Genomic DNA, 12,948 nt, shown 5'->3' with positions numbered 1-12,948 from the left:
ACCCACCCTCCATCCGGCACACCGCACCACCACGGCGTGCCGGCTCGCGGACGGTCGGTGAGGGCTCAGCCGGCGGGAGCGACCGGCGCGGCGGTGCCCGGTCCGGGTGCGTCGGCCTCCGATGTGGGCGCGTCCGGTGCGGCGGGTCCGGGCACCGCGAAGAGCGGCATGAAGAGCTGTGCCAGTGGGCCGATGGCCAGCGCGTACGCGACGGTGCCCAGGCCGACCGTGCCGCCGAGCAGCCAGCCCAGCGCCAGCACGGTGACCTCGATGACCGTGCGCACCAGCCGGATCGACCAGCCGGGCCGGCGGGCCACGAAGCCGGTCATCAGCCCGTCGCGCGGGCCCGGACCCAACTGGGCGCCGAGATACATACTGGTGGCGGCACCGTTGGCGACGATCCCGCTGACCAGTAGCACGATCCGCACCCAGAGCGGGCCGCCGGACGGCATCAGGGCCAGTGTGGCGTCCACCACCAGACCGATCACCACCACGTTGCTGACCGTGCCGAGACCCGGTCGCTGCCGCAGGGGGATCCAGAGCAGCAGCACCAGCGCGCCGACCGCGATGGTGACCGTGCCGAAGGAGAGCCCGGTCAGCTCGGACAACCCCTGGTGGAACACGTCCCACGGATCGAGGCCCAGGCCGGAGCGGATCATCAGGGCCATGCTCACCCCGTAGAGGACCAGCCCGACGTAGAGCTGGACCAACCGTCGCACCGGCCGGTGCCGAAGATTGCCAATCAGTGCCATGCATGCCACCCTAGGTGCCAATCCTCGCGGAGGAAGAGGCCAATATCCGAGGAGTGGCCATGGCGGGTGAGCTTCGAGGCGTCCAATTGGCCCGCCTGCTCGGGCAGTGGCACGCCCTGCCGGGCCGTCGGCGCAGCCCCGACTACGCCGCCCTGGCCGGCACGGTACGCGGCCTGCTCGCCGACGGCCGGCTGCCGCTGGGCGTCCGCCTTCCCGCCGAACGGGAGCTGGCCGAGGCGCTGCGGATCAGCCGGACCACGGTCACCGCCGCGTACCGGCAGCTGCGCGAGACCGGGCACCTGGCCAGCCGTCGGGGCGCCGGCAGCTGGACGATGCTGCCCGGCAACCACCGGGTGGCCAGCACCGGCCTGTGGACCCCGCTGGACGACCGCGAGATGATCGACCTCGGCGTCGCCGCGTTGGCTGCCCCGCCGCAACTGCTGGCGGCCGCCCGAGCCGCCACCGATGATCTGCCCCGCTACCTGGGCGGCGCCGGCTACCACCCGACCGGCATCATCGAGCTGCGCGAGGCGGTGGCCGACGCGTACACCGCCCGGGGTCTGCCCACCTCCGCCGACCAGATCATGGTCACCAGCGGCACCCAGCACGCACTGGACCTGGTGTTGCGGCTCGCCCTGGCTCCTGGCGGCAGTGTGCTGGTCGAGTCACCGACCTACCCCAACGCGCTCGCCGCGCTGGCCGGCCGGCGGGCCCGGATCACCACCCACGGCCTGGCCACCGACGCCGGCGGCTGGGAACCCGATCTGCTGCTGGGCAGCCTCCGGCAGACCCGGCCCAACCTGGCCTACCTGATTCCGGAGTTCCAGAACCCGACGGGTCACCTGATGCCCGCCTCGCTACGGGAGCGGGTGGTGGCCGCCGCCCACGCCGTCGGCACCGACCTGGTCATCGACGAGTCCTTCGTGGATCTCCCGCTGGACGGCACCGAGCTGCCACCCCCGGTCGCCGTTTACGACCGACACAGCCGTGTGGTCAGCATCGGCGGCATGAGCAAGCCCTACTGGGGTGGCCTGCGGATCGGTTGGGTGCGCGCCTCCGCCCCGCAGGTGCAGCGGCTGGCCGCCGTCCGGGTGGGGGTGGACATGGCCAGCCCCGTGCTGGACCAACTGGTCGCCGTGCACCTCCTCGCCGACGCCGACGCCATCGTCGCCGACCGTCGCGTCCAGTTGGCCGTCCAGCGCGACGCCCTGCTCGGCGCGCTGGCGCACCGCCTGCCGGACTGGCGGGTCACCGTGCCGCGCGGCGGTGTGACGCTCTGGGCCGAGTTGGACGGCCCGGTCTCCAGCGCGCTGGCCCGGGCCGCCGAGGAGGTCGGCGTACGACTGGCACCCGGCCCCCGGTTCGGCCTGGACGGCACCCTGGAGCGCTTCCTGCGGCTGCCGTTCACCCTGCCCGCCGCCGACCTGGTGGAGGCCGTGGGGCGGATCGCCGCGGTCCGCTACGACCTGGACCGCACCGGCCGGCAGCGCTGGCGGGAGCCGGCCGTCATCGCCTGAGCCGCCGCCGGTTGTGACCGACCGGGACCGACCTCCGGCCAGGTTGCCCCGAACCGGTCCGCGCTCGTCGCGGACCGCCCGAGAGAGGGTGAGCGGGCATCGCCGCGGTCCACCGGTCTGCCGGGAACGTGCCTTCGGCCCGATCGTGACTGCCACAATCTGCTGGTGGGCGAGGGTGCGAGGGTGCGTGGGGTCCAGCGGAGCGCGCCGGGCTCCCGGGCGACCCGCCTCGAACTCTTCTACGACCTGATCTTCGTCTTCGCCTTTCTGAACGTCACCACCGTCACCGCCGGCAATCCGACCGTTGGCGGCCTGGTCCGGTGCCTGGTGGTGCTGGCGCTGCTCTGGTGGTGCTGGACGGGGTTCGCCGTGCTGGGCAACCTGGTCCGTACCGACCAGGGCATCGTCCCGCTGGTCGGCTTCGCCACCATGGCCGCCGCCTTCGTGCTGGCGCTGAGCCTGCCGAAGGCGTTCGTCGACCGCTCCGGCGGGCTGCCCGGCCCGCTGGTCTTCGCGGCCGGCTACTTCCTGGTCCGGATGAGCGAGACGTCGATCTTCATCTGGGCCGGTCGCCGGAACCGGGACCTGCGCCGACGCTGGCGACTGTTCGCCCTGCCGCCGCTGCTGGCCACGTCGCTCATCGTCGTCGCCGCGCTGCTGCCGCAACGGCTCTTCGACGGCGCAGCCGAGGGGCTGGTCCGGCTGGCGTTCTGGCTCGCGGCCCTGGCCGTGGAGTACGGGGCTGGGTTCACGCTGCGCGGCACCGGCTGGACGGTGCTCTCCGCCGGGCACTGGGCGGAGCGGCACGGCCAGATCGTCCTGGTCGCCCTCGGCGAGGCCATCATCGCGCTCGGGCTCGCTCCCGGCGGCAGCGCGATTCTGCCGCTGACCTGGCCGGCGCTCGTCGCCGCGGTGCTCGGCGTCGCGGTGGCCGCAGCGCTGTGGTGGGCGTACTTCGACACCCTGGCGCTCGGCATGGAACAGACCCTGCACCGGACCCGCGACCCCGCCACCCGCGCCGCCCTGGCCCGCGACGTCTACACCTACCTGCACCTGCCGGTCATCGCCGGCGTCATCCTGTTCGCGCTCGGACTCAAGGGGCTGATCCACGAGGGAGCCGACGTCGGCAGGCCGAGCTGGGGGGTTCCGCTGCCGAACTTCGACCTGCTGGCGCTCTACGGCGGGGTCGCGCTCTATCTGCTCACGCTCATCGTGCTCGGCCGGAAAATGCTCGCCGTTCCCCGCTGGCCCACGATCGGCGGAATCCTGCTGCTGCTCGTGCTGGTGCCGGTGGCCGGTTCGCTGCCTGAGCTGTTCGCGTTGACCATGCTGGCCGTGGCCACGTGGCTGGCCGTGGGGGCGCAGACGATCGTCGACGCCCAGCGCCGGCGCGGGGTCCGGGAGGTGGCGCTGGCGGAGCAGCTCGCCGTGGAGGAGGACCAGACGAGGTGGCGCGGCCATCACCTGTGAGGGCCCCGTGCCGGCGGGGAGCCGGACACGGGACCCTCGGTGGAATCAGAGCTCGGCGAGGGTGCCGGCGTACATCTTGTCGATCTCGGTGGCGAAGTTGCTCTCCACACCACGCCGCTTGATCTTCAAGGACGGGGTGATCTCGCCGTCCTCGATGGTCAGGTCGCGTGGCAGGATGGCCACCTTCTTGATCGTCTCCCAGCGGTTGAGCTTCGCGTTGAGCTGGGCGACGTACTCCTCGACCATCGTCTGAGCCTCCGGCGAGGCGGCGATCTCGGTGTAGCTGCGTCCCTCCAGCGGACCGCCGGCGACCCAGCCCTGGATCGCGTCCGGGTCCAGCGTGACCAGCATCGTGCAGAAGTTGCGGGCCTGACCGACGACGACCGCCTGCGAGGTGTACGGGCAGATCGCCTTGAACATCCCCTCGATGTGCGACGGTGCGATGTACTTGCCGCCCGAGGTCTTGACCAGGTCCTTCTTGCGGTCCGTGATCCGCAGGTAGCCCTGCTCGTCGAGGGTGCCGATGTCGCCGGTACGGAAGAAGCCGTCCTCGGTGAACGCGGCGGCGGTCTCCTCCGGCAGGTTGTGGTAGCCGCGCATCACCGGCCGACCACGCACCAGGATCTCCCCGTCGGTGTCGATCCGGCACTCCAGATCACCCATCGCCCGGCCCACCGTGCCGATCCGCAGCCCGGCGGGCGGGTTGACGAAGTTCCCGGCGCTGGTCTCGGTCAGGCCGTAGCCCTCGGAGATCGGCAGGTTCGCCGCGGCGAAGAAGGTGGCGATCTCCGGGCTGAGCGGCGCGGCGCCGGACACCAGCACCCGCATCCGGCCGCCCAGGCGGGCCTGGAGCTTGCTGAACACCAGCTTCTCGGCCAGCCCGTAGCGCAGCTTCAGCCCGCCCGGCACCGGCTTGCCGGCCTGCTCCAGGGTCACCTTCTCCTTGCCGACGCCGACCGCCCAGGCGAAGATCTTCGCCTTCGCGCCGCCGCCGGCCTGCGCGGTGGTCACCGCCCGGTTGTAGACCTTCTCGAACACCCGGGGAGCGCCGCACATCAGCGTCGGCCGGATCACCGACAGCAGGTCGACCAGCTTGTCCACCCGCCCGTCGACGTAGGTGGGCAGCCCGACGTGGATGGCGCCGCAGAGCAGCGTCTTGCCGAACGAGTGGGCCAGCGGCAGCCACAGGTACTGCAGGTCGTCGTCACGCAGCAGCCCGACCTCCTCCTGCGCCACGGCCTCCCAGCACCAGCCGCCGTGCAGCAGCTCGACGCCCTTGGGTCGGCCGGTCGTGCCGGAGGTGTAGATCAGGGTGGCCAGGTGGTCCGGGCCGATGCCGGCCACGAGCATGTCGATCAGATCGGGCTCGGCGGCCAGCGCGGCGGTGCCCCGCTCCTCAAGCTCGGCGAGCGTCAGTTGCGGAATCGCGGCGGCCGGGTCGACGGCACCGTCGAGGAGCACCACGTGGGTCAGCGCGGGCAGGTTGGCGCCAGCGATCTTCGCCGCCTGGGCCGGGTTCTCCGCGAACAGCACCCTCGACGCGGAGTCGGCGACGATGTATGTCGCGTCCGCCGGCTCGGTGGTCGGGTAGACGGTGGTGGTCGCACCGCCGGCGCACATGATGCCGAGGTCGGCGATCACCCAGTCCAGTCGGGTGTTGGCGAGGATCGCGACCGGGTCCTCCTGGCCGACACCCAGGCCGTGCAGGCCGGCGGCGACCGCCTTGGCGCGCTGGCCGACCTGGTGCCAGGTCAGCCAGACGGGCCCCGAGTCGTCGGGGGCCGGGGACGCAAACGCGTTGTGGTCGGGGGTGGCCGCCACGCGCTTGAGGAACATGTCCGGGATGGAACGGTACGGTACATCGAGAGCCATCGCTGTAGCCGCCTTCGGGGGTGGTGGCGTGACGATCGTCACGTCATGATGGTTACCGAAGAGTATTGCCTGGCACCGTGCATCGGCTAGCCCTGGTGATCGTCTGGCCGTCCCATCCCACCAACCGGTACGGTCGAATCAGGCGTACCGGGCAGCCACGAGTGACCAGTCGTAGGTGGCCCGGACCCAGTTGCGTCGGGCGGTCAGGGCGTGGCGCATCCCGTCGTTCCCGCTGGCCAGCAGCGCTTCCTCCGCATCCAGGTACGCCGCCAACCCCTGGTTGAACCGGTTCGCCGCGGCCCGGAGCGCGGCCGCCTCGTCCGCGCCGCTGTCCTGGGCGATCACCGTCACCAGGTTGTGCGCGTCCGGGTCGGCCTGGCTCTCCTTGCCATAGGAGAAGAGGTCGTTGCACCAGCAGACCAGGTCCACCGCCAGCAGATCCAGGGCGAGCAGCGCCGGATCGGCGCGCTGGGCCGCCCCGGGTGGCTGTGCCGACGCCAGGTCGGTCAGGGTGAGGCAGGGGTGCACGCCGCCGATGTGCCGGCGCAGTTGGACGTACTCCGTCACCTCGGGCACCCGCCGACGCTCCCGGTTGCCCGCCTCCCAGAGCAGTGCCAGCAGGTACTCCCGCATCTGGCTGACGAACCGCAGCAGCAGTGCCGCACGGCCGTACAGCCGGGTCCGACGGCACAGGTCGTGCAGCGCGTCACCCAGCGGCCCCATGGCGGGCGGTACGACGTCCGGGTCGCCGCACCGGTCCAGCACGTCGAGCAGAGTGCTGATCGCCGGCCCCAGCCGGACCGGGTCGGCGCCGAGGCCGTCCTCGTCGCAGGCGTCGTCCATCACGAAGAGCCAGCTGATCAGGTCGGTGAGCAGCCGCAGCCCGTCCACCGAGCCGTCCGGGCAGGCGCGGCCCGCCAGGCCGGCGGCGTCGGCCCGTTGCAGCCGGTGCACACGGTGGCTCGAATCGACCAGCCCGAACGCGCGCGCCCACTCGACGCTCTCGCTCGCCACCTGCTCAGTGGCCCCATGGCGTCCAGTGGGAAACGGGGGCTGCCGCAGCGCCGAGATCGCGAAACTCCGCACAGTACGCCCCCACCTCGTGCCGCCCTGGGCGGGACGGCGCGGTGAAGCGTACGGGAGCAGGTATCAGCCAGCGTCACTGGGTGTGGAAGTTCCACAATGGAATTGTGACCGTTCACATGCCGATGGTCACATGCCCAGGCCGGCGGCGCGCAGTCGTCGCGAGGCATCCGTCGAACCGTCCAGTTGGACCCTCGCCACCCGTTGCCGGCCAGAGAGGAACAGCACCAGCTCGGCCGGGGCACCCACCACCCGCAGCGGTTCGCCACCGCGACCGACGGAGATCTCACCGTGACCGGGCGCCTGCACGTAGAGGTCCGCCGGAAAGCGGCGCAGTGCCAGGCGAGCCATCGGGACCACACGCTTCCAGAGCGTGCTCTGCAGACCGGTGGGAAGGTCACGCGGCTGCCATCCGGAGCCGGCGCGCCGCACGTCCTCGTGATGGATGAAGAACTCCATCGTGTTGGCCAGCTCGTCGGTCAGCGGGTTGCTGACCGGGCTCCACAGCGGCGGTCGTCGCACCTGCGCCACCAGCTCGGGGTAGGGCCGCGCGGCGAGTTGCCGACGGACCCGTTCGGCGTAGCCACGCAGCGGCGGCAGCAGGATCCCGCCCGCCGCGTCCGGGCGGCGCTCGCGTAGCACCAGGTGCGCGGCGAGGTCACGGGTCGCCCAGCCCTCGTTGATCGTCGGGGCGTCCGGCCCGAGGGCCAGCAGGAGATCGGCCAGCGCCTCGCGCTCGGCTCGGGCGTACCTCGGCATGGCCCGATCGTAGGCCCGCCGGCCCGCCGGCGCGCGACAGCGGTCGCCTGGTCGGCGTTTGCCGCTCGCCGCCCATCCGGTACGTGACGGTCGACATATCCGGTCCGGGTCGGCGGTGCCGGTCCGGACCGGTAAGGATGAGGGAGATAATTGCGGCTTACGGCGGGGGAGAGCGTGGCGAGCAGGACAAGTCGGGACGTGCTCAGTCGGGGGATGGGCGTCCTGCGGCAGGCGATCCGCGAGCAGCCACGGATCTTCGCGGTGGCGGTCGTCGGCAGCGTGCTGTTCGGCGGGATGATCATCGTCAGTGCGCGGGTCGTCGGGACGGTCATCGGCGACGTGGCGCTTCCGGCCATCGCTCGCGGCGAGGTGGGCGCCGGCACCCTGGCGCTGGCCGCAACCGCTCTGTTCGGGATCAGCGTGCTGCGGGTGGCGGGCATCGTCGGCCGCCGGCTCGGCGCCGGCTACATGCAGTACCGCCTCCAGGCCTCCTACCGCCGCCGGGTCACCCGTCGGTACCTGGAGCTGCCGCTGTCCTGGCACCACCGCAACTCGACCGGCACGCTGCTGTCCAACGCCAACTCGGACGTGGAGGCGGCCTGGTACCCCATCGCGCCGCTGCCCTTCGCCGTCGGCACGGTGGTGATGCTGGTCGGCGCGATCGTCTCGCTCTTCGCCACCGACTGGGCGCTCGCCCTGGTGGGCCTCGCGGTCTTCCCCGCGCTGTTCGCGCTCAACGTCGTCTACTCCCGCCGCATGGCGCCCCGGCAGGCCCGGGCGCAGCGCCTGCGCGCCGAGGTCAGCGGCATCGCCCACGAGAGCTTCGACGGCGCCCTGGTGGTCAAGACGATGGGCCGCGAGGCCCAGGAGACCGCCCGGTTCGCGGACCGTGCCGGCGAGTTGCGCGATTCGTTGATCGCGGTCGGTCGGCTGCGCGGCGTCTTCGACCCGCTGCTGGAGACGCTGCCCAGCCTCGGCACCCTCGCCGTTCTGGTGGTCGGGGCGTTCCGGCTGCGCCAGGGCGCGATCAGCGTGACCGAACTGGTCAGCGTGGCCTTCCTCTTCACCGTGCTGGCCTTTCCGGTGCGGGCCATCGGTTGGGTCCTGGCCGAGCTGCCGCGCAGCGTCGCCGGCTGGGACCGGGTCCGCCGGGTCCTCGACGCCACCGGCGAGATGGCGTACGGGCAGCGCGTGCTCGACCCTGCCAGCCCCGGCCCTGCCACCCTCACCTTCAGCGACGTGCACTTCTCCTACCCGCCCGCTGAGGCGCACCAGCCCGGCGTGCAGGTCCTCGGCGAGGTCGGCTTCACGGTGCCAGCCGGTCGGACGGTGGCCCTGGTCGGGCCGACCGGCGCCGGTAAGTCCACCATCGCCTCGCTGGCGGTGCGACTCGTCGACCCGGACTCCGGCGTGGTCGCCCTGAACGGGGTGGACGTGCGCGAGCTGACCGCCGCGTCGCTGGCCGGCACGGTGGCCCTGGTCGCCCAGGTGCCGTTCGTCTTCGACGACACGGTCCGCGCCAACATCGCCCTCGACCGGGCGGGCATCGACGACGAGGCCGTCTGGGCGGCCCTGCGGCTGGCCGAGGCGGACGGTTTCGTCGCCGCGCTGCCCGACGGTCTGGACACCATGGTCGGCGAGCGGGGCACCTCGCTCTCCGGCGGGCAGCGGCAGCGGCTCACCCTGGCGCGCGCGCTCGCCGGCCGGCCGCGCCTGCTGGTGCTCGACGACGCGACCAGCGCGGTGGACCCGCGGGTGGAGGCGGCCATCCTGGCCGGGCTGCGGTCGTCGACCGCTGAGCCGGGGGTGCCGGCAGCGTCGATCCTGGTGGTGGCGTACCGCCGGGCCACCATCGCGCTCGCCGACGAGGTCATCTACGTGGAGCAGGGACGAGTGGTGGCCCGGGGCACGCACAGCGAGTTGTTGGCGACCGTGCCCGGCTACGTCGACCTGGTCACCGCCTACGAGCAGGCGGAGGTCGAGCGCGCGCAGGAAAGCCCATACGGCGACGAGGTCGCGCCGCTGCCCTCGGGCCTGGAAATCGAGGTGGACCGGTGAGCGCGAGGAGTGCAGCGAAGCGGAGCCCCGCAGTCGCGAACGAAAGGCCAGCACGGTGAGCGCGAGGAGTGCAGCGAAGCGGAGCCCCGCAGTCGCGAACGAAAGGCTGGACCGGTGAGTGCGACGACGGGGAAGACTGACGAGCCCGTGGTGCGGGAGGAGACGACCTGGCAGACCCTGCGCCGGGGTCTGGCGCTCTCGCCGGAGCTGCGGACCGGCCTGGCCGGCACCTTGGTCCTGGCGTTGGTCTACATGGTCGGTCGGGTGGCCGTGCCGGTCGCCGTGCAGCAGGGCATCGACCGCGGCATCGTCGGTGGCCTGAATCTGGACGTGGTCTGGTCGGTGGTCGCGATCACCGCGGCGATCCTGACGATCACGACGATCTGCGGCTATCTGATGATGCGGCGACTGTTCACGGTCAGCGAGACGGCGCTGGCCAACGTACGGACGCGGGCGTTCCGGCACGTGCACGACCTGTCGATGTTGCACCAGCAGTCGGAGCGGCGCGGCTCGCTGGTCTCGCGGGTGACCAGCGACGTCGACCAGATCACCCAGTTCCTCCAGTGGGGCGGGGTGATCCTGCTGGTCAACCTCGGTCAGCTGGTGGTCACCACGGCCGTCATGCTCGCGTACTCCTGGCAGTTGACCCTGGTGGTGTTGGCCGCGTTCCTGCCGGCGGTGTTCGTCATCCGGCAGTTGCAGCGCCGCCTCGGCACGGCGTACGCGACGGTGCGCCAGCGCACCGGCGCGCTGCTCGGCGCGATCGGCGAGAGCGTGGTGGGCGCGCCGGTGATCCGGGCGTACGGCGTCGCGGGGCGCACCTCGCGGCGGCTGGACGAGGCGATCGACGGTCAGCGTCTGGCGCAGCAGCGGGCGATCCGGATCAGCATCGTGGGCAGCTCGGTCGGCGAGCTGGCCGCCGGGCTGGCACTGGCCGGTGTGGTGGTGCTCGGGGTGACGCTGGGCGTGGGCGGCACGCTGTCGATCGGCCAGCTGACCGCGTTCCTGTTCCTGGTGACGCTCTTCATCCAGCCGGTGCAGATCGCCACCGAGGTGCTCAACGAGGCGCAGAACGCGATCGCCGGCTGGCGTCGGGTGTTGGACGTGCTGGACGTCGCCCCGGACGTGGCCGACCCGGGGGAGCAGGGGCGGGATCTGCCGGGCGGGCCGTTGGACATCCGGTTCGCCGGTGTGCGGTTCGCCTATCCGGGTGGCCCGCCGGTGCTGCACGACATCGATCTGGAGATCCCGGCGAAGAGCCGGGTGGCGGTGGTCGGCGAGACCGGCAGCGGCAAGACCACCTTTGCCAAACTGCTCACCCGTCTGATGGACCCGTCGGCGGGGGCGGTGCTGCTGTCCGGGGTGCCGCTGGCGGAGGTCCGGTTCGACTCGCTGCGCTCCCGGGTGGTGATGGTGCCGCAGGACGGGTTCCTCTTCGACGCGACAGTGGGGGAGAATGTCCGGTTCGCCCGGCCGGAGTTGACCGACGAGCAGCTGAGCGCCGCCTTCACCGAGCTGGGCCTGTCGGACTGGCTGGACGGTCTGCCGGCGGGCCTGGACACGCCCGTCGGCGAGCGCGGCGAGGCGCTCAGCGTCGGGGAGCGGCAGCTGGTCGCGTTGGCCAGGGCGTACGTGGCCGACCCGGACCTGCTGGTGCTGGACGAGGCGACCAGTGCGGTGGACCCGGCGACCGAGGTGCGGTTGCAGCGCACCCTGGACGCGGTCACCCGGGGTCGGACCACCCTCGCGATCGCGCACCGGCTCTCCACGGCGCAGGCCGCCGACGAGGTGATCGTGGTGGACCGGGGTCGGGTGGTGCAGCGCGGCCCGCACGACGAGCTGGTCCGCGATGCCGACTCGACATACGGCCTGCTCTACGCCTCCTGGCTGGAGCAGACCCGGTAATGAGGGAGCGGTTGTGGTGGACGCCGGTGGCCGGGTGCTCTAGGCTCCGGGTTAGGTAAGCCTAACCTTTGAAGGAGGTCGCGCCCATGCGGCCAACCCCCGCCGAGATCGTTCGTACCCTCGTCGCCGGCCGGCTGCCCGGTCTCGTCCACCTGGCCCACCGGCCGGGCCCGCACCACGCCCGGCACGTGACCGACCCGGACGGGCGGGTGTTGCTGCTGGTCCCGGTGGCCAGCCACCTGGCCACCGCGCTGCAACCGGTTGCCGGGGGCACCGACGTCGCGGTGGTGCTCGACGTGCTCGACCTGCCGCCCGCCGCCGGCGCGCCCGCTCTGGGCCGGGCATGGGTCTCCGGCTGGGCGGCCGAGCTGCACGGCGACGAGGCCCGCCACGCGGCGGTCGACTTCGCCGTGGTGGAGCCGACCGGCGACCTGCTCGACCTGGGCACCCGGTTCCGGCTGTACCGCTTCGAGGTGGTCGAGGTCCGCTGGGAGCGGGCCGGCGTCGTGCACCGGATCGACCCGGGGGAGTACGCCGAGGCCGAACCGGACCCGGTGCACCCGGTCGAGGCGCGCCTGCTCGCCGACCTCGCCGAGCGCGACAGCACCCAGGTGACCGAGTACCTGCGCCGGCAGCTCGGGTTGACCGAGCAGACCCCGGACGGCCCGCCCCGGGTGGTGCGCATTGATCGCTACGGGCTGGTGGTCGCCCTCGGTCGACCGGGCGCCCGGCGTCGGATCCGGCTGGCCTTTCCCTGCCCCGTGGCGGACCCGACCGATCTGGCCCGGCTGCTGCCGCCGCTGCGCCGCCCAGCCGAGGCCCGCCCGCCAGGCTGATCGCCTCTAGGACGGCAGTGGTCCGGTGAGGTACCGCTGGATGGTGGGGCCGATCGCGGCGACCAGGGTCTCCGGGTCGGCAGAGGCGACCGGCTCCATCCGCACGATGTGCCGGATCATGGCCAGGCCGATCAGCTGGGTGGCCACCAGGGAGCCGCGTAGCGGCAGCTGGGCAGGGTCGACCTCGAGGTGATCGAGCACCCGGCGCAGCATCTGGGTGGTGACGAAGTCGCGCAGCAGCCGCGCGGTCCACTCGTTGCTCACCGCGGAGCGCAGCAGCGCCTGCGCGGCGCTGCCGGCCGGGGAGTCCCAGACGGCGAGGAAGGTGCGCACCAGGCGCTCACCGAGGCCGTCCCGGTCGCCGGCGAGCACCTTCGGCAGCATCTCGCCCGGATCGACCGGGAAGTTCATCGCGGCCAGGAAGAGCTGGTCCTTGCTGCCGAAGTAGTGGTGCACCAGCGCCGGATCGACCCCGGCGATGGCGGCGATGGCGCGGATCGAGGAGGCGTCGAAGCCACGCTCGGCGAACGCCGTCCGCGCCGCGTCGAGGATCGCCTCCCGGGTGTCCGGGTTGCCTGGTCGCCGGCCGGTCCGCCGCGTCATCGCCACCTCGTTCGTCCACCTGGGGGCGCCGTGGGCCGGCCGCGAGGTCGCGATGGCCTCTTTCGCGGGCAGGTCAGCGACGTAGACCAGCAG

At 72.4% G+C, this 12,948-nt stretch carries 10 protein-coding genes; 5 read left to right on the top strand and 5 right to left on the bottom strand.

What is annotated here, in order from left to right:
- Positions 1 to 65 precede the first annotated feature (65 nt).
- Positions 66 to 752, bottom strand: coding sequence for a hypothetical protein (locus tag ABZS37_RS17135; protein WP_355169975.1), 687 nt, complete (start codon positions 750 to 752; stop codon positions 66 to 68).
- Positions 753 to 811: 59 nt separating this feature from the next.
- On the opposite strand from ABZS37_RS17135, the gene ABZS37_RS17130 reads away from it, so the two are divergent.
- Both ABZS37_RS17130 and ABZS37_RS17125 read left to right on the top strand, forming a co-directional pair.
- Entirely contained in the window at positions 812 to 2,269 is a 1,458-nt protein-coding gene (locus ABZS37_RS17130; RefSeq protein WP_355169973.1) for a PLP-dependent aminotransferase family protein, read from the top strand.
- Positions 2,270 to 2,452: 183 nt separating this feature from the next.
- Complete coding sequence (locus tag ABZS37_RS17125; protein ID WP_355169971.1) at positions 2,453 to 3,739, top strand: low temperature requirement protein A; 1,287 nt, start codon at positions 2,453 to 2,455, stop codon at positions 3,737 to 3,739.
- Between the two features lie 45 nt (positions 3,740 to 3,784).
- Here the strand turns inward: ABZS37_RS17125 and ABZS37_RS17120 are convergent, their stop codons facing one another.
- From ABZS37_RS17120 to ABZS37_RS17110, 3 genes are all read right to left on the bottom strand, one after another.
- Positions 3,785 to 5,611 carry a long-chain fatty acid--CoA ligase gene (locus tag ABZS37_RS17120; protein WP_355169969.1) on the bottom strand — a complete coding sequence of 609 codons (1,827 nt, stop codon included), beginning with the start codon at positions 5,609 to 5,611 and terminating at the stop codon, positions 3,785 to 3,787.
- Positions 5,612 to 5,749: 138 nt separating this feature from the next.
- The gene (locus ABZS37_RS17115; protein ID WP_355169967.1) at positions 5,750 to 6,625 is read right to left on the bottom strand and encodes a terpene synthase; all 876 of its coding nucleotides are present in this window, start codon (positions 6,623 to 6,625) and stop codon (positions 5,750 to 5,752) included.
- Between the two features lie 198 nt (positions 6,626 to 6,823).
- Complete coding sequence (locus tag ABZS37_RS17110) at positions 6,824 to 7,453, bottom strand: TIGR03085 family metal-binding protein (RefSeq protein ID WP_355169965.1); 630 nt, start codon at positions 7,451 to 7,453, stop codon at positions 6,824 to 6,826.
- Positions 7,454 to 7,627: 174 nt separating this feature from the next.
- On the opposite strand from ABZS37_RS17110, the gene ABZS37_RS17105 reads away from it, so the two are divergent.
- The 3 genes from ABZS37_RS17105 (at position 7,628) to ABZS37_RS17095 (ending at position 12,252) form a co-directional block, all read left to right on the top strand.
- Positions 7,628 to 9,511: an ABC transporter ATP-binding protein gene (locus ABZS37_RS17105; RefSeq protein ID WP_355169963.1), complete on the top strand. Its 1,884-nt coding sequence runs from the start codon at positions 7,628 to 7,630 to the stop codon at positions 9,509 to 9,511.
- Between the two features lie 114 nt (positions 9,512 to 9,625).
- Positions 9,626 to 11,416 carry an ABC transporter ATP-binding protein gene (locus tag ABZS37_RS17100; protein ID WP_355169961.1) on the top strand — a complete coding sequence of 597 codons (1,791 nt, stop codon included), beginning with the start codon at positions 9,626 to 9,628 and terminating at the stop codon, positions 11,414 to 11,416.
- Between the two features lie 86 nt (positions 11,417 to 11,502).
- Positions 11,503 to 12,252, top strand: coding sequence for a DUF2470 domain-containing protein (locus tag ABZS37_RS17095; RefSeq protein ID WP_355169959.1), 750 nt, complete (start codon positions 11,503 to 11,505; stop codon positions 12,250 to 12,252).
- A gap of 6 nt (positions 12,253 to 12,258) precedes the next feature.
- On the opposite strand, the gene ABZS37_RS17090 is transcribed toward ABZS37_RS17095, so the two are convergent.
- On the bottom strand, positions 12,259 to 12,855 hold the full coding sequence (locus tag ABZS37_RS17090; protein WP_355170127.1) for a TetR family transcriptional regulator: 597 nt from the start codon (positions 12,853 to 12,855) through the stop codon (positions 12,259 to 12,261).
- Between the last annotated feature and the right edge of the window lie 93 nt (positions 12,856 to 12,948).

Origin of the sequence: Micromonospora sp. NPDC005413 (assembly GCF_040606435.1) — a bacterium.
Classification (GTDB): domain Bacteria; phylum Actinomycetota; class Actinomycetes; order Mycobacteriales; family Micromonosporaceae; genus Micromonospora.
The sequence above is the reverse complement of the archived record's forward strand: the minus strand, read 5'-3'. Positions and strand labels throughout refer to the sequence as shown.